Below are 20,434 nucleotides of genomic sequence, written 5' to 3'. Positions count from 1 at the left end.
TTTATCAAATATACAATTACCTCTTCTTGAGAAAGCACTATGATTTAGTCTAAAAACCATTTTTATCTAAAAAATTTTATTTTCTAGATAGTCAATTTGTGCAAGAAGTAATGCAAATCCATATTTTGCTTGAGCAATATTTGTGCGTGCATTATTTAATAAAAGTTCTGCATCAATGAGTTCTGTATAGGTTGCAATTCCTTGAGCATAACGATTATTAACTATTTTATAATTTTCTTCAGCCTTACTAAGTGTATCTGTGCTTATTAGAAATTGTTCTTTTGTAAGCATTAATTGTCTTACAAGATCTTGTAATTGAAGATGCAAATCTCTTTTTAAGGCATCAATTTTATTTTGCAAGGATAGGGTATAAACTCTTGAGGCTTGATATTTATTATTGTCTCTTAGCCCATTAAAAACATTCCAAGTTGCACTTAAGTGAATTTGACTTTGAAGACCATAACTAGTAGATACAATATTGCTCCCACCGATGTACCAAAACTTTGTCCCACTTAAATTGATTGTAGGTAAAAAGTTACCAAAATCACTTTTATTTTGAAATTTTGCACTATCTAGCATTGAAGTTAGATTTAAATAATCTGGGTTTTGATCCAGAATATTTTGATAGATTTCTGATATGTTTATTTCTTTGTGGATATTAATATCAATATCCTCTAAATCCTTAGTATCAAAAGAAGTATTTAGAAGTTTTTCTAGGGTTTGTTTTTGATAAGAAAGTTTTAATTCTGTATCTTTGATACTAAGTATTGTATTTGAAAGTAATATTTCCATACTTAAAGATTCATTTTTTGCACGAATACCTTGACGCACAAATTGTTGTGCCTTATTTCTTTGAGATTCTATGTTTTTTTTGCGCTCTTGAAGGATGTTTAAAAGAGTCTGAAATTGCAATATGTTGATATAGGCTTGTTTTGCTCTTAATACAATCTCTGCTTGAGATTTTGTGAGATTATAATCAAGTCTTTTTGTGTTTTCTTTGGCCTGTAGGATTGCATAGTAATCTTTTAATCCATTAAAAAGATTATAGTTAAATTTAATATTAAAACTATTTAATGTGTAATGCCTTTGAGAACTTGGAATATTGTAGCTAAAGACATATCCTGTATCTATACTTGGCATCAAAGCCCCATAAGTTGCTTTTTTAAGATAATTTCCCTGTTGCTTTAGGGCTATTTTTTCTTTTACATCAGGGCTTTGGGAGACAACAATATGAATTACATCTTCAAGATTTAGAGAAAAAAGACCATTGATAAAAATTAAAATAAGCAGAAGCTTTTTCATTTTTTAGTCTTTGTGCTTAGCATTAAAAGTGCAGGAATAATAAGAATAGTAATAAAGGTAGAAAAGATGATGCCTCCAATTAGCACAGCTCCTAAACCTCTATAAATTTCACTACCATCCCCTGCAAATAAAACAAGAGGAATAAGTGCTAATACGCTTGTAAACATACTCATATAGATAGGTGATAACCTACTTTGTGTTGCATTTAATATAGCCTCCTTATTTTCTTGATGGTATTGTTTAATATTAATAAGGGTTTGATAAACAATCAAAATTGCATTATTAACAACACTTCCAACTAAAATAATAAAACCAAGCATTGTTAAAACATCAAGATTTTGTTTTGCTATAAATTTATCTACTAAAAATAATCCAAGTAATCCCCCAGTAGTTGCAAGTGGAACTGTCAAAATAATAATAAATGGATACAAAAAGTTGCCATATAAAGCACAAAGGATTAGATAAGTGATGATGATTGCTAAAATAAATCCATTAAAGAGTTCTGCTTTTAGTTTTTGAAGTTTTCCCGCACTTCCTGAGATTGTAATATCATTTTTATCATTTTTGGCTAAGGGCTTTATTATTTCTTGTTGCAAAATATCTGCAACCTTTTCAATAGGAGTGTCATCTTTTGTATTAATAATCAATAGCAAGTTTCTTTTTTGTTCAAAGTGCCGAATTCTTGATACGCCATACTCATTTTTAATAACAGCAAGAGAGCCAATTAACACAATGCCTCCATTTGGGGTATAAATTTGGGAATAAAGTATATCTTCGGGGGAAGTTTGTCTATCTTTAATAGCCTGCTTAGAATCTAAAATCAGATCTAAAATTTTTCCATTTTCTCTATAATCCCCGACATTTTTTCCCTTAAGCATTACCTCTGTGATTGTTCCAAAACTTTGCATATTAAGTCCATTAAGTGCAAGAGATCTATTGTCAGGATAAAGATTTATTTCTTGATTGTTTGCATCCAATGAAGGGATTACCCTAATACTTAAATTGGGGATTTTTTCTTTGATTAGTTCAATGATATTGTGGGCACTTGTGCTTAAAGAGTTTAAATCCGAACCACTAATATTGATATCAATACTTGAACTAGATGCACCACTAAAAATTTCTTGTTGTAGTACAACTCCTCTAAGATTGGGAATAGAATCTATACTCTCCTGCGCATAAGCCATTAAATCTTTGATTCTTTTTGGATCGTTTGCTACAAGATAAAAATAAATACTTTCACCGGCACTTACAAAAAAATCTTTAACTAAAGGAACTTCATCATTATCAATATGATTAGGGTTGGTGGTTAAAAATGGTTGAAATTTAGATCTTAGAATTTTTACAATATGTTCCTTTTCTTCCAAAGAAAGCCCTGATGGTGTTGTGAGATAAGCAATGATAAAATTCTGATTTCCTTTTGGGAGATAATCTGTTTTTGGGAATGCAATAAAGCTAAAAAAGCCACAAAGACCCACAAAGATAAGAACACTACTAATTTGTCTTATTGTAGTTTTGGTGCAATAAATAACACAATTCATAATAATTTTGGTGATTTTTTCACCAAATCTTTCTACAAGAATACTGAGTGATCCTTTTGTATCTTTAATTTTTAGTCTTTTTAAAACTACATACAAAAAAGTGGGAATCATAAAAAGGCAAACTATAAGTGAAATACCTATAGAACTTGAGGCAGCAATTGCTATATCTACAAAGAGTTTTCCAGCATCATCTTTTAAAAAGATAATAGGGATGAAAATTGCAAGAGTTGTGATAGTTGAAGCAAACAAAGCACCTGTAACTTCATAAGTCCCAACTATACAAGCTTTAAGATGATCTTTTTGTATTTTTGTGTGTCTTAAAATATTCTCCAAAACTACAATTGCACTATCAATAATCATGCTGATTGCAAATGAAACGCCCGCTAGCAAAATAACATTTAAAGTTCGATCAAATGCGCCTAATAATACAAATGAACCAATGATACTAAGAGGTATTGCTAGAATTACTACAACTAAGGGTGTTATTTTCCTTAAAAATAAAAACAATACAATAATGGCTAAAGCAATACCAAGTAAGATATTTTCCTTCACTAGCTTAATTGAAGAGAGAATATACTGTCTTTGATCTCTACCCCAATCAATAACTAAGCCTCTTTTTTCTAAAAAATTCTCATTTAAAAATTTTGTTGTTTCTTCAACTTTGTTTGTAAGTTCTAAGATGCTTGCACTCGCTGTTGGACGAATTTGTATAGATATGGTTTGATTATTGTTATGAAAATTATAGCTTGAGGTTTTTTCATATCCTTGATGAATAATTGCCAAGTCCTTTAGAATAATATTTTTATTATGTATTGTCTTAATTACTGTGTTACCAATAGAATCTAAGCTGTCATATTCTCCTATTGTAGAGATTCTGTAATTACGCTGTGCAAAATCCATATTTCCAGCTGAAATATTTAGATTTTGTTTTTTTATGCTTGAGATAACCTCATCAATAGTAATGTGATAAAAAGCAAGTTTTTGTGTATCTAGTGTAATAAAAACTTGTTCATTTACTCCCCCGCTTACATAAACTTCCCCCACCCCATCAATTCTTTCATAATATTTGATAATATCATCAGCAATATAACTTTTGTAATGGTTGATGTCTTCATTAACATCAAGGGTTTTTGCAAAAAGATAGATTGATATAGGAACATTTTCTCCTGTTGTTTTTATGATTGGTTTGCTCACATCAGATGGATACCCTCTCACCTCATCAAGTTTGGAGCTTACATTTAAAAGAGCAGTTTTCATATCTGTATTAATATCAAACTCCAGGGTAATAGAAGACATTCCTTGTCTTGAATTTGAAGTAAGGCTTAAAAGTCCAGGAATATTTTTTAGATATTTTTCTTGCTTATCAGTGATTTCTTTTTCAATTTCATAAGGAGGGGCTCCCTTCCAAGATGTATAGACACTAATCACGGGTCTTGAAATTTGTGGTAAAAGCTGATAGGGCATTTTGTCTAAAGCCATAAGTCCAAATAAAACTAGGAAGACGCTACAAACAAAAACTACAACGGGGTTAAGAAGACAATATTTAATCCAACTTTTCATTGAATCTCTTTTACTTCACTTCCATCCTCAAGTCTATCTTGTCCTCTGGATACAAGCTTTTCCCCTGCTTTCATTTCTCCCTTTACAAGAGCATTGTTTCTATTGATGGATAGAATTTCAACAGGGATCCAAACAGCCTTATTGCCACGCACGACAAATACACTAGATCTCCCTTTGTGCTGCACAATGCTATCGCGAGGAATTAAAAAACCAGTGTTTTGCTTTCCAACATTTAATCTAATTGAAGCAGACATTCCATCAAGAAGCATTTCATTGCTTGCAATTTTGATATATGCTGGAAAATTTCTTGAGCTGATATCAGCCTTTGGAATAAGGGCAACAATGCTACCGTTATAGGTTTTATTATTAATACTTACTTTGACTTTTTGATCCAATGCTAAGTGATTAATCATAAAACTTGGAACATCTGCAATCACTTCAATATTTTTTGTGTCAAGAATCTGGCAAATCACTTCCCCAGTATTAACCCACTCCCCTTTATGCACCTTTTGTTCAACAATAATTCCATCAAATGGCGCATAAATAGTCTTATATCCTAGATCTAAAATAGACATATCTAGTTCTGCTTGAAGGGCTAAAATATTTGCTTCTTGGGATTTTACATCATATTCAATATTTTCATATTGTTGTAGGGGAATGGATTGACTTTCTAAAAGATTCTTATAGCGCTCAAGCTCCTTTTTTTTATTTTCTAATATATAACGAGCTTGATCTAGTTTTGATTGTTTAATAATAATGTCTTTTTGCAAAAACTCTTCATTTAGGCTTAGTAGCTTTTCTCCCTTTTTTACTTTTTGCCCTATTCTAAAATATACCTCTTCTACTATGCCTCTTGACTGAGATGCAATATTTGCAAATTCATTAAAAACTACATTGCCTAAAAAATTTTCCTCTTGTTGTAAGGAACCTGTCTTTAAAATAATTGTATTTACTGCAATAGGTTTAGCAAAAATAAAAATAGGCAAAAATAAAAAGGTAAGATACTTTTTCATTTAATAACTTCCAAAATTTTACGTAAAGTAGAGACAAAGATTTGCTTTTCTTGAGCTGTGATTGCACTTTTTATTTTTTTGAGCAAGAATTCTTTTTGTCCTTCTAATTGCCCGATTTTGGCTAAGCCAAGTTGGGTGAGTTTGATATGATTACTTCTTTTGTCTTCAGGCACTTGTTGCTTTTTGACAAACATTTTATGTTCCAATGCCTTGATTGTTCTAGAAATTGTCGCTTTATCCTTTTCGAAGAATTGTGCAATTTCACTAATACTCAAAGCCCCCCTAGATCCCAGTAAAAACAATATACCAGCTTGTTCAAATCCTATATCAAGTTTTCTAAGATCTTTTGCGATAAAAGCTCTCAACTGTTTTGTGGTAAAAAAAAGTTCCTTGATTAAATCACCCTCTTCATGCTTGCTCATTAACTTCACTTATATTTCTACTCCTAATATTTTGTTTTGAATTGATAGCCTTGAATGATTTAGGACTATCAACAATAAAGCCTATGTATTTAAAACCTACCAAGTTATAGGGCTCTCTTAGATCTCAATTTGCACCCCGACCATAGTCACAAATTTTTGCGCACTAATCATATCAAGAATTCTATCTTTGATAGATTCCAAGTCCTTGGTATTATTAATTTCATTATTATTAAGCTTGATAGATATATCAAGTTTTCCATCAATAGTATCCTCAAAGGATTTTAGAGGTTTTATGTCAATTGTTGGTAGATTTTCTTGAGTTGATAAATATTTTTTAAAAATTTCATTATCCTCTATCTCACAATCTATAAGACTTTTAAGCAAATCAATCTCTTTAAGAGATTTTCTATAATAGTATCCTTTGAAAAAGTTGTCTATGGTATCTAAAATTTTTTCGATTCCATTTTTATGGATATCAAACTCATAGGTGCATCCATAAGGAGTTAATATGATAAGTGTGCAATCTTTTGTTGAGTAATTAGGATAGTGGCGAATAATTTTAAGCTCAAAAACCTTTTTATCCTGCCTATTTTTAACATAAAAAGAAAATAAATCATAAATACCTATTTCATCATAATATGTTTCACTGAGATTTGCCACTAATCCATATTTGTTTATATTCTTTACAAATTTTTCATAAATACTATCTAACCAGATCTTGGAAATTTGCCCTGTAATGGCTTGATCTTTGTAATATAATTCTCTTGGGCTAAAGGTGTTGTTGATACTATCTTTCCAGCCTTTATACTCCCTTAAGATATAATTGATGCATAAATTCATTTGTATGACAAGATGATTTCTATCACAAGTTAATTTTTGTATCAATTCTAAATTCCCATTTCCTAATAAAATTTTAATAGAGTGATCACGTTTGTTGCCATAATCAAAAGTAATAACTATCCTAAAAATTTCCCCTTGATTTAAAAATTTAAAGATATGAGAGCCATCTGAAGAATCGCATGATGGGGTAAATTCGATATTATTAACACCAAAATCTAGCATTTCATCTAAAACTCTATAAACATTTTCTACAACAGCAGGAACGATTGTATAGATATTCTCACCATTTCTATTGTCATAATTTTGGGCTAATAAAGTTATGGAATTGTGTAAAGCGCTAAATTGAATCTCGTTGTTTTTGTACATTTTCCAACCACTAAAAATATCGTTTTGCATTATTGTCTCCTTTTTGAGATGCATAAGCTAACTCAATAAAACCAAATCACTACGAGGTATCATAGTAAAAACTCAAATCCGACTTAAATCTTTAAAAGTGACAAACCCTAAAGTTTTTAGGATATTTCATCTTTGAGTTCATTATACCAAAATGTTCTAAGATTACTTTTTTTGTTATAATACGAAACTTTGGTATAGCAGGCGATTGCTCAGGTTATCCTGAGAGGAAAGTCCGAGCTACAGAGACAGGATTCCATTTAACAAATGGCTAGCGTAAGCTAAGGGATAGTGCAACAGAAAATAACCGCCATTTTTTGGTAAGGGTGAAAAGGTGGGGTAAGAGCCTACCGAGATTTAAGTAATTAAATCTGTCCGTGTAAACCCAATCCGTAGCAAGAAGAGTATGGTTAGGTCTCAAATTTTAACTCTTTGCTTGAGCTTTATTGTGAAATAAAGCCTTAGATAAATAATCGCTCAATGACAGAACTCGGCTTATCGCTATACCAAATGATTTTCAACTTACAGAGTTTTTATGCAAAAAATACCACATATACCCGTTTTATTGAATGAAGTTTTAGAGGTCTTTAGTCCTATTAAAGAAGGAATTATCATAGATTGCACACTTGGTTTTGGTGGACATACAAGAGCTCTACTTCAACAAAACCCAAATATTAAGATTATTGGAATTGATCGGGATAAGGATGCAAGAACTTTTAGTAAAAACTTTCTCAAGGATTTTAAAGATAGGTTTGAGTGTTTTGAAGGAAGTTTTGGTGATGGCATTAAGGATTTAATCCAAAAATATGGTACACAGATAAAAGGAATCTTAGCAGATATAGGCGTAAGCTCATTCCAACTTGATACATCTCATAGGGGTTTTGGTTTTAATAGTGAGGTGTTAGATATGCGTATGGATTGTCATAATGATTTAGATGCTAGGAGTATTTTAAAGAACTATAGCGCAAATAGCCTTGAAAAAATTTTCAGAGATTATGGGGAATTGAGAGAAAGCAAGAAACTTGCTTCACTTATTGTACAAGAGAGAAAAAAACAAGATTTTGAAAGTGCAAGAGATTTTAGTATTTTCTTGCAAAGACATTTTAGGAATCCTAAAATTCTGCCATTAGTTTATCAAGCATTAAGAATTGAAGTAAATAAGGAATTAGAAGAACTGCAAAAATTATTACATCATTCAAGTTTTCTTTCTAATGTGGTTTTGTGTATTATTACATTTCATTCTCTAGAAGACCGTATTGTAAAGCAAGCTTTCAATCATTTTTCAAAATCTTGTATTTGTCCCAAAGATAATCTAAAATGCACCTGTGGAAATAATCATCAGCAAGGGGTGCTTTTGACTAAAAAACCCAAGGTTGCAAGTAAAGAGGAAATTAAGCATAATTCACGATCTAAAAGCGCAAAACTCAGAGCTTTTTTATTTAATGATAATACGATATAATCCTAGGTGTTTTAGATTTTATACACACCGAGGTAGATTTGGATACTGCGAGTAAAAGATTATTTGGAAGTATTGTTTTATCCTCTATACTTGGGATTCCTGATACTTTAGTTGCAAGTACTAACATCCAGAATGATGTTTATTATCTAAGAAGTGTAACAAAAAATCAAACCGATGAGTTTTATGTCCGCGAAACTAAAACCTATTATTCAAGTGACAAAGCATTTTCACAAACATATGCCAATGGAACATTAATTTTTGGAAATAATACTAAAGCCTCAGGCACAGGGAGCGTATGGTTTGGAAGTGGATGGTGGATAGGCTATGTTACAGCAAAATTTCAGGCAAGAGAAGTTTTTCTGACAGGAACATTGGGGGCTGGCAATGGTATTAACACAGGCGGTGGTCTTGGTATCACTTTTCAATCATCAAGCAACATCACTTTACAAGATTTTAATTTAAATTTAACCAAGGCGGGGCTCCAAAATTCTAGTGCAACTTTTGATGCAAAAGGTAATCTCATTGCAAAAAATATCACAGTGAATAATGCTACAGGAGGTAGTGTTATTTTTTCTGCAAATAATTTTGATTTTTATGCACGGCAAATACAAGGTAGCGGAACTTTGCAATTCAAAAACAATGAGGTTTCTAGTGAAAGTAAGAATTCTATCACTATCGATTCTCTTAGTATTTCAGGGGGGCGTTTTGACTCTAATGAGTCTAGTGCATCTATAAATATTAAATCTCTTAGCCTTTCAAATACTACTTTTTTTACAAAGGATGTAGAAACCTATACTCTAGATGCCCAAAATGCAACCTATAATAATCAGGGTGATGGTGTCTCTATTACAGGTGATTGGAACCTTTTTGCAACGGGGTTGAAGAATAATTTTATCACCATCAGCAATACCCCTTCCTTTACTTCTTCAGGCTCTATTACTTTAAAAACCTTTGGGGTAACAGGGAGTAGCTTTTTTGTAAAAGAGGGGGTGGAGAATCTTAATCTAGATTCTATAGTGCTTATGTTGAATTCCACTGTGGATACAGGGGCTAATACCTTTAATGTAAGTAATGTTTCTAATAAGACTGTAATTAATACACTCACTGCAACTCGTGGAAATATTTATGCAAATACTGATTTTAATATCGGGAATCTTAATGTACAAACAGCTGATTTTAATCCAACAACAAATTTGATAGGGAATCAAAATACAAATTTCAAAATTGGAAACTTAGAAATCTTTGGAGGATGGGGTGCCACCACTAAGGCAACTGCAAAATTTACATCCGCTCAAGGTCTTGAAATTACAAATGCAAAAATTTCTAATTGGAGTACTTTGGATGCTTTTGAAGTTAATAATGTAGTAATTGATACACTGGAGGCTTCCTATGCAACTATTAAAGCAGGAGAAAGTCTTACTATTAAAACTGCCAGTTTTAGTAATAATGAAATCTTTTTATATGCTAGAAATACAAATATTGATGATGTTACATTAGAAAATGGAGCAAAGCTTTATATCAAATCAGGAGAAACTCTAAGGGCAAAAAATTTGGTTATGAATAGTCAATCTTTGTTGGATGCACAAAGAGATTCTCAAAGTTCTGCAATGACTGGTGATATTAGTATTGAAAAAATTACCTTTAATAATTCAACCATCAAGGCTAATAATCTTTTTACAAAAAATATAAGCATTGTAAATAATGCGGGAGTATATCTTAAGGATACTAATCACACCTATACTAATAATGGTGACTTAAATATATCTGATGGTTCAAAATTAGAGGTTTATGGTGGTAATATGATTAATAATGGTGCTTTAAATTTCTCACTTAAACCAAGCAATACGACCTTAATTGATGTTAAAGATGGCTATTTTCAGTTTAATATGAATCCTTTAGAAGAAGCTTCTAAAGATGATACGGTGGTTCCAAATTCAAGGATTAATATTTATGCAAGCACTAAGGATTTAATCACTGGAAAAAGCTACACTCTAATTAATGCAGGTGGTGGTATCCAATTTCTACAAAACGGAAAAATTTACACAAGCTTAGATTCTGATACAGGATATGGCACTATTCAGCAAATTCTTACTCGCAATATTTATTTTTTTGATAATCAAAATAATAACAATCCTTTGCAGATTGATTTCTCATCTAGTATTTCTAGTAATACTTTAAGCTTTATTATAAAAGCCACAGGAGTATATGTGGATATAACCCCTCACATTAAGCCAGGCGTATGGGGATTTGGTGGGGATGCAGTTTTTGGGATTATGAATGGAGCAGGAGGGTTAAAGAATAGCTATACCCTTAGACTTGAACCAAAAATATCAGATGAGGAAGATACAAGAGGACAACCTATTATTTACTACCTTAAAGACTATACTTATCACAATAGTGCAAGTCCTCAAGCAGTTTTTACAATTGATGCAACAGGGTCAAAGTTTGTTTTGGGAAAAAATAGGGAAAATGCTGGAGAGACAGGTGTTATAAGAATAGGAGATAGTCTTTCAAAGTCTAATATGCATGTTAAGGCTGATGATATTTATTTGGGAGGAAATATTATTCTTGGTGATGGTGCTTTAATCAGTGGGCATCTAATATTAGAAACAACAAAAACAAATGATTATAGTTTTATTGGATCAAATGATAATGATCATACAAGCGTCATTAATATTAGAAATCATTCAAGTTTGAGAGCAATTGGGGATAGTTTTAATTATCAGGGTACTATCTTGCTTGTTGGAAATGGAACAGTGAGTGATGAAGTAACTCTTGATTTAAGTCAAATTACAGGACGACAAAAGATAAGTTTTGAGGGGATAAATAACGGGGATGCAGAAGAACAATATGGAATCTATATTCATAAGCTTGTTGCAAGAGATGCAAGACAAAATAGCCTTGGTGGTGGAATTAGTGCCAAAGATTTTTTGATTGATACAATGGAAATACAATCAAGCAATAATTCATATAATGAGTTTCTTACTGATATTGGGGATTCTAGAATTAATACTCTGCGTTTTTTAAGTGGCAGTAGCAGTGTTGATGCTGCTACCTTAAAGTTTCGAGGAAATGGAAATCTCAAGGTAAAAACTTTAGTATTTGATAATTATGGAAGATTAGATGTAAGTTCCCTTACTTCTTTTGAAATTTTGGATTCTTTAAGTGCAAAAAATTCTATCATCACTTTTTCTGATAGATCTCAAGAGATAGATATTAAAAAAATCTTACTTCTTGAAAATACCACTTTGGAAACCTCTCATTTTTCATCTTATGGATTAAATGTTTCGCCAAATTCTTCTTTTTATCAATCCCAAGATGATGAAAATGGTTTTGCGGATATTAAAATTACAGGGACTTATAGTATTAAGTCAGGGGCTTTTAATGTGGGAACTAAAAATATAACCTTTAAGAATCTTAACCACGCACAAATTGAGAATATCTCTGCATCTACTTGGGGAGCATATGGTGGAAATCTTATTTTCAATAATGTAAAAAACATTAAAATTGATAGTCTATCTCTTTCTTGGAATAGTCGCCTTGATACGGCCTATCCTACTTTTGATTCTACAGAGAGCAAAAATGCAAATATTGTTATTTCTTCTTTTAGATCACAAGGAGGAATTTTTAAGAGTGATTCTAGTGGTTTTGTTCAAATTGGCAATATCAATACAAGTCAAACAGCATTTCAAACTGTTGGTATCAATGCATTAAATTTAGATTGGAGTGATTGGAGTGTGAATGATAACACAATCACAGCAAGTTATATGAGTAAGGATAATAATATATCTTTATCTGGTCTATTAACCCCAAATAGCTCCATCTCTTTGACTGGTGAGAGTCTTGATGCTACAAAGGCTAGTTTTGTTATTAATTCTCAAACTTTTGATAGTACACAAGTTTTAGGAAATGCAACTTTTATTGATTTAAATTTTACAAATGCCACTGCAACTTTTAATCACTTAAGTCTTGCCAGTGGAGGTAATTTATCTTATAGCGGTAAAAGTAATATTACAATTAATGGTAATTTAGAGATAAAAGGTAACATTCACTTTTTTCTAGATGGTGCCACCTTAAATCCTATTAAGGTAAATGGACAAACAAGTATCTATCTTGATGCAAGAAAAGTAGATGAAAATCATCGCCCCTTAGCAGTTTTTAATGTTTATAATTTATCTGGATTAAAAGGCTTGAAGCTAGGGACTAGTTACACTCTTCTTTCTTCAAAAGGTGGAATTATTTATCATTATACAAATCAGTCAGGAACTACCTCAAGTGGGAGTGATTCTGGTTATCAATCTAATATGCTTGATAGATTGGGATTTTTTGAAACGCAAGGAGGCTTAAGAATAGATAATGATACAACCTTTAGTTATAATGGAATTATTCTTACAAAGATTATAGATGCCACCTCTATTGGCTTTAAAATAGACACCCAAGATAATTTCAACCCCTTTGATAAGAATCGGATAGAGTATTGGTTTTATCGTAAAGGTGGTCAGGAATGGATTGATGCTATTAATAACATTGGCAGGGGCATTATGGATGCATTTCAAGAGTTGATGATCGAAAAAAATAATGCAGTTTGGGCAAATGATGTTATTACTCCACAAAATTTAGAATATTTTATGAAAGTTGGTAATAATATTCAAAGTGCTACTAGGCAAATAAGTTCAGTAGATAGAAAGGCAAGTACTATTGATGCTGTGAGGCTTGCAACAGATGTAAATAGAAATAGTAGGCTTGTAAAACTTAGTTCTAAAAAGAAAGTGGATAAAAATACTTTTGTGAAAGTGATTCAAAGACTTCAGGGTAAATATTTTGCTCAAGATGATAGTAATGAGGAAGAACTTAGTGCTTCAATTTACCAACATGGTTTAAGAGAAGAATACAAAAACAATGTTTGGGGGACAGTTATAGGTGCTGCAAATTTTATCCAAGGTGGAAATGGAACACTTTATGGGATAAATGTTGGTTATGATCGTTTTATTGATAATGTTATTATTGGCGGATATATGGCATATGCTTATAGCTCTTATTATGGAGATCTTATACAAAATAATGCCAATAATCTCAATATCGGCTTTTACTCTCGTGCATTTTTGGGTGACAACCATGAATTTGATTTGACGATGAGTGAAACTATAGGGTGGAATCAAGAATTTATTAATTCTCAAGAAATTATTACTAGACAATTAAATCAAAGATATGACTATAACTCTTATATTACAAACTTAAACTTCAATTATGGATATCTGTTTTACTTGCAAGAAAGAAGTTTGGTGATAAAGCCACAGGTTGGATTGAGTTATTTTTATATTGCCAATTCCAATATCCATGGACAAACAATTCAATCTTACTACCAAGATTTACTTGCTAAAGCAAACTCTGATAATAAACATGTTTTAAAGGTAAATGTTGGATTAGAGACAAGAAAATATGTCAATGAAAATTCTTACTGGTATGTATTATTTGCAACTTCGCAAGATCTGCTTGTTTATTCTGATGGCAATGATATGATTCGATTTGTTGGTAATAACATCTTAAATTATCAAAAATCTAATCTAAAAAATTTACATCTCTCTCTTACCATAGGCGGAGAGATGGAAATTTATAATAGGACTTTTATAAATTTTGGTCTAGGATCTAAGCTGGGAATATTTTATAAGGATATTGGAATTAGTGGAAATATGGGAGTAAGATATATTTTCTAATTCCCCTCTACCCCCTCACTCCCCTTTCACATACTAGATACTAGAAGTTGTATTTTAATTCTAATCTTGTTTTGATAATTTCCATACCACCTACATAGAATGCACTGAGAGCAGAAATTTCAAGATTTTTTGTGAAATTATATTTAATTGATGGAGTAAGCTCCCAGAAAGTCTTATCTTGAGGAGTACTACCCGTTGTTAGGTAAAAATTATTCTTCCCAGTAATATATGCTGCATCAAAACCAATTCTAACAGGTTTTTTAAATTTGTATTCTGTAGCAAGGTAAGCTACCTTAATATCTGTTCCTTTCTTGCTCCCAGAGCTAAAAACACCAAAACCACTGTAAGCAGAACTAAAATTGCTATACCACATTTTTCCACCCACATCAATACCACCTTTTGAAGTTAAAGAAACACCATAACCATCCCCAAAACTTCCTAAATAACCTATTTTTGTGCTAAAACCAGAATATTTATAAGCAATATTGATATTATAAATTCCTCTAAATTGGGCTTCATCTTTGATAGAGGTATGAAGATTGCTCGTAAGTTTTTTTCCACCATCACCTCCTAATAAAATATTTGGAGTAGAATTTAAATTTGCTGTAGCAACTTGAGCTTTAATAGTAAAGTCCCCAGCTCCTGTTTTAAAAGTATAGGCTCCATCTGCAAAGAATAATAAATCAAACAAATTGAGCGCATTGACTCCATAGATATTAAAATCAAAATTTTTAAAAACTTTTTTACCGCTAGCACCTAAAATAAATAAATGATTACCCAGACCAATTGCTGCTGCAGATTGATTTTTGCCTATTGAAGTACCACTTGAATTTTTTAAATTTTGCTCTCTAAAGACATAGGCTATGGTATCAGTAATCCAGCTATTTGCATAATGAAAATGATATTGAATATTTTTGTGTTTTAAGGTTGCCTCAAGTCCTGTAGCTAAATCCAGTGTTTTGTCACTTAAAGGAGAGTTAATATTCATTTTTCCTAGATTTGCCTTAAAATCAATATTTTCTGTCTTAATACTTTTGCTTGCATAAAGCACGCCAATACCAAAACGATCAGAAAAATAAGCATTGTATGCAGAACCTCTGCTACCTTGGATAGATCCATAAGTAACATTATCATTTCCAGGTGTTGAAGTTCCTTGAGAGAAAAAAATACCTCCTGTAACGCTATAACCATAAACCTCTCCTGATGTTACATCAAGTTTTAGTCTATATTGTTGAGAACTTCCACCAAGATCACCAAAATTATTAAATTGTCTTATGAAAGCTACACCATTAAACTTAATACCTGTTACAACTTTTTTAATAAAACTTTGATCTTGAGAAATATCTTTTTTTGCAGTTTCCTCTGGAGAAAGTTCTTTTTTTTCCTCAGCAACTTCTTGTCCCATCAAAAAACTACTCAATACTGCGCTAAATACAAAAAATCTTTTTTTCATTTTCATCTTCATCCTTATTTAGATTTTGATTTTTCAGAGGTATTCTATGAATGAGTCGTAAAAACAAAAAGTTTTTTAAGTAAAAAACTTGTAAAATTGTTTATCTCTCTAAACTAGGAAAATAAATGAAATTAAAAGCTTTGTTTTTGCAAACTCGAAGTAGAATAACTAATCTTTATAATTTTTTAACACATGAAGAAGAGATTTTTTATTTTGCAGCCTCTTTAAGTTTTTATACTATTTTTGCAATTATTCCTCTACTCTTTATTATCCTATCTATTATCTCTATGTTTCCTAATTTTCAAAATATGATGAGTGATTTCAAAGGGGCAATTGCTTCTATTTTAATCCCAACGCATGTTGATTTTTTTACACAAATGCTAGATTCTTTTATGAAGCAAGCCTCAACAATGGGAATTGTAGGATTTGTGTATATGGGTATTACCTCTCTTTTATTTTTTAGAAACTATGAATTTATTACTTCAAGAATGTTTAATTCTAAACCAAGAAATTTTTTAGATTCCCTTAAAGCATATTGGATAATGATCACTTTTTTCCCCACAGTAATTGCATTTTTATTTTATATCAATATGCAATTAAAAAGGATTTTTCAAGTCTATAAGATACATTTAATTTTTATAAATTCTTTTTCACTACTTTTAACTACAATTTTGTTTATAGTTCTTTTTAGGGTTTCAGCAAATAAAATATTGGTAAAAAGAATACTTATAGGATCTTCATTTGTTTGTGCCTGCATTTGGTTTATCTTTAAGTGGCTGTTTCTTTACTATATCTCTTATAATAAGATTTATCCAAGTTTTTATGGTTCCATTTCTATCTTGATTATTTTTATGCTCTGGATTTATGCATCTTGGACAATTTTGCTCTTTGGAATGAGGTTTTGTGAAGGGATAAGTATTTTTGCGGAACATAAAACTAAAAAAGGCATCGCCAAATAGCGATGCCCAAAATATCAATCTTTTAACTTAATAAAACAAAAAGGAGAGCGACACACAACCTATGACAAAGAAAGGAGGGGGAGGTAACCTTGCCACACTGTGCGCCGAGTCAGTTGCAGGAATTTCTTCTAGCAACCAACTAGGGGAATTTTAGCAAAAAAAATAAATAAAGTAAATATTTATTATAAAATTTATCTGATTAAATTTTACTTAAATAAATATAAAATTATGCTATAATCTCTAAAATTAAGTTTAGTATAAGGATTAGAAATGCGTATCCTGTTCGTTGATGAGGAAATAAGTGTCAGTAAATCTTTAGCATCTTTTTTTGCAAAACAAGATTATCAGATTGATATTGCTGGTAATTTAAAGGATGGCCATTATTATATTGGTATTAGAAATTATGATGTAATTTTGTTGAGTTTTCATTTTAATGAAGAATTTGAGGAGATTATTAGCATTATAAGAAACAAAGCCCCAAAAACTATTATTATGGTAACTAATCAAAAAAATACAAAATCAGAAGCAGAGGTTCGTTCATTTAGATGTGGTGTTGATGACTATATACTTAAGCCTATTGATGGGGAAGCTTTGTTGGCTAGGATTGAAGCTAGACTTAAATTTTCTACATCTGGTATTATCGAGATTGAAGACTTAGTCATTAATCCTGATGAGGAAAGGGTACTTTATAAAGGAAAAGAGGTTGAAGTAAAAGGAAAACCTTTTGAAGTTTTAACACATCTTGCTCGCCATAGAGATCAAATTGTTTCAAAAGAACAGCTTCTTGATGCTATCTGGGAAGAACCTGAACTTGTAACACCCAATGTTATTGAGGTAGCAATTAATCAAATTAGACAAAAACTTGATAAACCTTTAGATATTTCTACTGTAGAGACAGTAAGGAGAAGAGGTTATAGATTTTGCTACCCAAAAGCTAGACAGGATTAATCTATCTAGCTTCTACTTTTATACAAGCTATTCTAAATCTCTTAAATCCCTCTGATATTTCCTCTTCGCTAATATTTAGTGGAGGAAGAAATCTAACTACATTGTTACCTGACTTTAATACTAGCACGCGCTCAACAAGACTATTTTTTATGACTTTATCAAAGATATCTTGATTTAATGCCTTTAGTCCAAGCATTAATCCCATTCCCGTAGTTTCTATGAAAAGATTGGGAAAGTCTTTTATGATAGAATCTAGATGGGTTTTAAAGGAGTTGATATTTTTCTGCAGAGCACCTTTATTGAACTCTTGTTCTAAAATACTTAATACACTAATTCCTGCCCTCATTGCTAAAAAATTACCTCCAAAGGTACTGCCGTGATCCCCATGAAAAAAAATAGTTTTTAGATTTGTGAGAGTTGCTCCAATTGGAATACCTCCACCAAGACCTTTTGCCAAGGTAATAATATCAGGAGTGATATTATATTCTTGACTTGCCAAAAAACTTCCACTGCGGTAAACCCCACTTTGGACTTCATCTATTATTAATAAAACTTTATTCTTTTTTAAGAATCTAGAGAGGTCTTGTATTTGTTTTTGATCAAAAGATCTTACACCACCCTCCCCTTGAATAAGCTCAATCATAACAGCACAAGTTTTTTTACTGATTAGTTTTTTAATGTGTTCTATATCCTTTGCAATCTTAAAACCTTTTGGAAAAGGTCCAAAGTGCTGATGGAATTTTTTTTGCCCCGTAGCTTTTAAAGTTGCTATGGTTCTGCCGTGAAAACTAGATTCTAAGGTAATAATCTCATATCTTTGCGATTCTTCTCCAAACTTTCTTGCAATCTTGATAGCGCATTCATTTGCCTCTGCACCAGAGTTGCTAAAAAACACACCCATATCATAACCACTTAACTGGACGATTTTTTTTGCTAATTGAGTTTGCAAACTATTATTGTAGAGATTTGAAGTATGCACAATGCTATCTAGCTGTTCTTTTAAATTTTGATTTAAAACATCATTACAATGTCCAACACTGCAAACACCAATACCACTACTAAAATCGATATAATCCTGATTATCCTCATTCCATAATCTAGATCCCTTAGCTTTATGAAAAAATAAATATTGTTTTGCATAAGTGTTTAGGAGATATTCTTGATCTTGTTTTATATTTTCTTGTTCCTTTGACATGACTCTATTCCTTAAGGATTTTATATTAGAATTAAAACCACTTTTTATATATTCTTAGAATTTTATCATAAAGGAGATTTAAGTGGAAATTAAAACCAAAGCCTTTGGAATTTATGAAACAAATTGTCATATTATTATTCAAGAGAATAAGCAATGGATTATTGATCCTGGCGATGGAGCCACGAAGTGGATAGCACAAGAGTGCAATAATCCTGTAGCTATTTTAATTACACATGGGCATTTTGATCACATTTTTGATGTTTTTCACTTAAAACAAAAATTTCCAAATATAAAGATTTATTGCCCCAAGCAAGATGCTTTTATGCTTAAGAGTGATTGTTTTGACACTGGAGTTATACCTTGTGCTCCAGATATTGAAATTGAAAATTTTAAATCAAGCAAAGAGCTAGAAATTGATGGTTTAAGGGTTGTGTATCATCATTTACCAGGACATACCCCTGGATGCTCAATCATAGAACTTGATACTTGTATTTTTAGTGGAGATTTTGTTTTTAAAAGGAGCATAGGTCGTTTTGATTTCCCCTACTCTAATGCTTTGGATATGAAAGAATCTTTGCAAAGATTTAGTGATTTGAAAAGAGAGAGCGATAAGATAATTTTTACAGGACATGGAGAAAATACAAAACTTTTTATTGAACAAGATAATGTAAAACTATGGATACAAAGAATCTAAATAATTTATTTACATAGATTTTACATAAACCACATACATTGCTTACAAGTTATGTCTAGACTCACCACTGTCAAAAAACTTAACAACAAAGGATTACCATGAAAAAATATTTCAAGTTTTTGCTTACTTTGAGTTTAGGGTTGCAAATTTTGTATGCACATCAAATTGATGTAATTTCGAGGGAGGAAGGTTCTGGCACTAGAGGTGCTTTTGTGGAATTACTTCAGATTCAAAAGGTAAATAAAAAGGGTAAAAAAGTAGATGCAATTACTCAAAGAGCAGAGATTACTAATTCTACTTCTGTTGTTCTAAGCACTGTGTCTGGAAATAAGAATGCAATTGGTTATATTTCACTAGGATCTTTAAATAATGATGTAAAAGTAGTATCTGTGGATGGTGCTGTGCCTAGTGTTCAAAGTATTAGAAATAAGACTTATCCTATTGCAAGGCCATTTAACATTGTTACAAAAGAAAAAGTTAATTTAGTTGCACAGGATTTTATTAATTTTATTTTAAGTCAAGATGGACAAGCTATTGTAGATTCTAAGGGTTATATTGGGTTAGATACTAATAATCCCTTTAGTAGCACTCTTGTTGAGGGAAAGATTACTATTTCTGGGTCTTCTTCTATTGCTCCTGTAATGGAGGCGCTAAAAGAAGCCTATTTAAAAATCAATCCTAAGGCAACAATTCAACTTCAACAAAGCGATTCAACCATAGGTGTTACTTCTGTAATTCAAGGGATAAGTGATATTGGAATGGTATCTAGAGAGTTAAAACAAAGTGAAAAGGATAAGGGGGTAGTTTCAAAAGTTATAGCAATTGATGGTATTGTTCTAATTGTCAATCAAGAAAATCCTATTGCTAATTTAACTCAAGAACAAATAAAAGAAATCTACATTGGCAATATAAAAGACTGGAAAGATTTGCAAGGTAAGTAAGGA

13 protein-coding genes and 1 other RNA gene are annotated in these 20,434 nt (G+C 31.4%); 7 read left to right on the top strand and 7 right to left on the bottom strand.

Going from position 1 to position 20,434, the window contains the following annotated elements; genetic code table 11:
- Positions 1–66 precede the first annotated feature (66 nt).
- From C6H31_RS04245 to C6H31_RS04225, 5 genes are all read right to left on the bottom strand, one after another.
- Complete coding sequence (locus C6H31_RS04245; RefSeq protein WP_104697581.1) at positions 67–1,302, bottom strand: TolC family protein; 1,236 nt, start codon at positions 1,300–1,302, stop codon at positions 67–69.
- Entirely contained in the window at positions 1,299–4,400 is a 3,102-nt protein-coding gene (locus C6H31_RS04240; protein WP_104697580.1) for an efflux RND transporter permease subunit, read from the bottom strand. Before C6H31_RS04240 ends, C6H31_RS04245 begins: the two co-directional genes overlap by 4 nt.
- Positions 4,397–5,413 carry an efflux RND transporter periplasmic adaptor subunit gene (locus tag C6H31_RS04235; RefSeq protein ID WP_104697579.1) on the bottom strand — a complete coding sequence of 339 codons (1,017 nt, stop codon included), beginning with the start codon at positions 5,411–5,413 and terminating at the stop codon, positions 4,397–4,399. Before C6H31_RS04235 ends, C6H31_RS04240 begins: the two co-directional genes overlap by 4 nt.
- A complete protein-coding gene (locus C6H31_RS04230) occupies positions 5,410–5,835 on the bottom strand; it encodes a MarR family winged helix-turn-helix transcriptional regulator (protein ID WP_104697578.1) in 426 nt (141 codons plus the stop codon). The genes C6H31_RS04235 and C6H31_RS04230 overlap by 4 nt, the downstream gene beginning before the upstream one ends.
- A gap of 117 nt (positions 5,836–5,952) precedes the next feature.
- Complete coding sequence (locus tag C6H31_RS04225; RefSeq protein ID WP_104697577.1) at positions 5,953–7,071, bottom strand: hypothetical protein; 1,119 nt, start codon at positions 7,069–7,071, stop codon at positions 5,953–5,955.
- Positions 7,072–7,260: 189 nt separating this feature from the next.
- Here C6H31_RS04225 and rnpB point away from each other — a divergent pair.
- The 3 genes from rnpB to C6H31_RS04210 all read left to right on the top strand — a co-directional run bounded on the left by rnpB (position 7,261) and on the right by C6H31_RS04210 (position 14,241).
- An RNA gene (gene rnpB, locus C6H31_RS04220) (RNase P RNA component class A) lies at positions 7,261–7,582 on the top strand.
- A gap of 21 nt (positions 7,583–7,603) precedes the next feature.
- Positions 7,604–8,527, top strand: coding sequence for a 16S rRNA (cytosine(1402)-N(4))-methyltransferase RsmH (rsmH, locus tag C6H31_RS04215; protein ID WP_104697576.1), 924 nt, complete (start codon positions 7,604–7,606; stop codon positions 8,525–8,527).
- A gap of 38 nt (positions 8,528–8,565) precedes the next feature.
- The gene (locus C6H31_RS04210; RefSeq protein ID WP_233709894.1) at positions 8,566–14,241 is read left to right on the top strand and encodes a vacuolating cytotoxin domain-containing protein; all 5,676 of its coding nucleotides are present in this window, start codon (positions 8,566–8,568) and stop codon (positions 14,239–14,241) included.
- A 40-nt stretch (positions 14,242–14,281) separates the two neighbouring features.
- Here the strand turns inward: C6H31_RS04210 and C6H31_RS04205 are convergent, their stop codons facing one another.
- Positions 14,282–15,694, bottom strand: a complete 1,413-nt coding sequence (locus C6H31_RS04205; protein ID WP_158654696.1) for a hypothetical protein — start codon at positions 15,692–15,694, stop codon at positions 14,282–14,284.
- Between the two features lie 125 nt (positions 15,695–15,819).
- Between C6H31_RS04205 and C6H31_RS04200 the strand changes: the two genes are divergently transcribed.
- Together C6H31_RS04200 and hsrA are read left to right on the top strand one after the other, a co-directional pair.
- Positions 15,820–16,653 carry a YihY family inner membrane protein gene (locus C6H31_RS04200; RefSeq protein WP_104697573.1) on the top strand — a complete coding sequence of 278 codons (834 nt, stop codon included), beginning with the start codon at positions 15,820–15,822 and terminating at the stop codon, positions 16,651–16,653.
- Positions 16,654–16,923: 270 nt separating this feature from the next.
- Entirely contained in the window at positions 16,924–17,601 is a 678-nt protein-coding gene (gene hsrA / locus C6H31_RS04195) for a homeostatic response regulator transcription factor HsrA (protein WP_104697572.1), read from the top strand.
- A 1-nt stretch (position 17,602) separates the two neighbouring features.
- On the opposite strand, the gene C6H31_RS04190 is transcribed toward hsrA, so the two are convergent.
- Positions 17,603–18,796 (bottom strand): acetylornithine transaminase, encoded by a 1,194-nt coding sequence (locus tag C6H31_RS04190; protein WP_104697571.1) that lies wholly within the window; start codon positions 18,794–18,796, stop codon positions 17,603–17,605.
- 82 nt (positions 18,797–18,878) lie between these two features.
- Between C6H31_RS04190 and C6H31_RS04185 the strand changes: the two genes are divergently transcribed.
- On the top strand, positions 18,879–19,490 hold the full coding sequence (locus C6H31_RS04185; RefSeq protein ID WP_104697570.1) for an MBL fold metallo-hydrolase: 612 nt from the start codon (positions 18,879–18,881) through the stop codon (positions 19,488–19,490).
- 98 nt (positions 19,491–19,588) lie between these two features.
- Positions 19,589–20,431 carry a substrate-binding domain-containing protein gene (locus C6H31_RS04180; protein ID WP_104697569.1) on the top strand — a complete coding sequence of 281 codons (843 nt, stop codon included), beginning with the start codon at positions 19,589–19,591 and terminating at the stop codon, positions 20,429–20,431.
- Positions 20,432–20,434: the final 3 nt, after the last annotated feature.

It is taken from the genome of Helicobacter sp. 'house sparrow 1', assembly GCF_900199585.1.
Lineage (GTDB): Bacteria > Campylobacterota > Campylobacteria > Campylobacterales > Helicobacteraceae > Helicobacter_H.
Note: the sequence above shows the minus strand (reverse complement) of the source record. Positions and strands in the feature narration are given on the sequence as shown.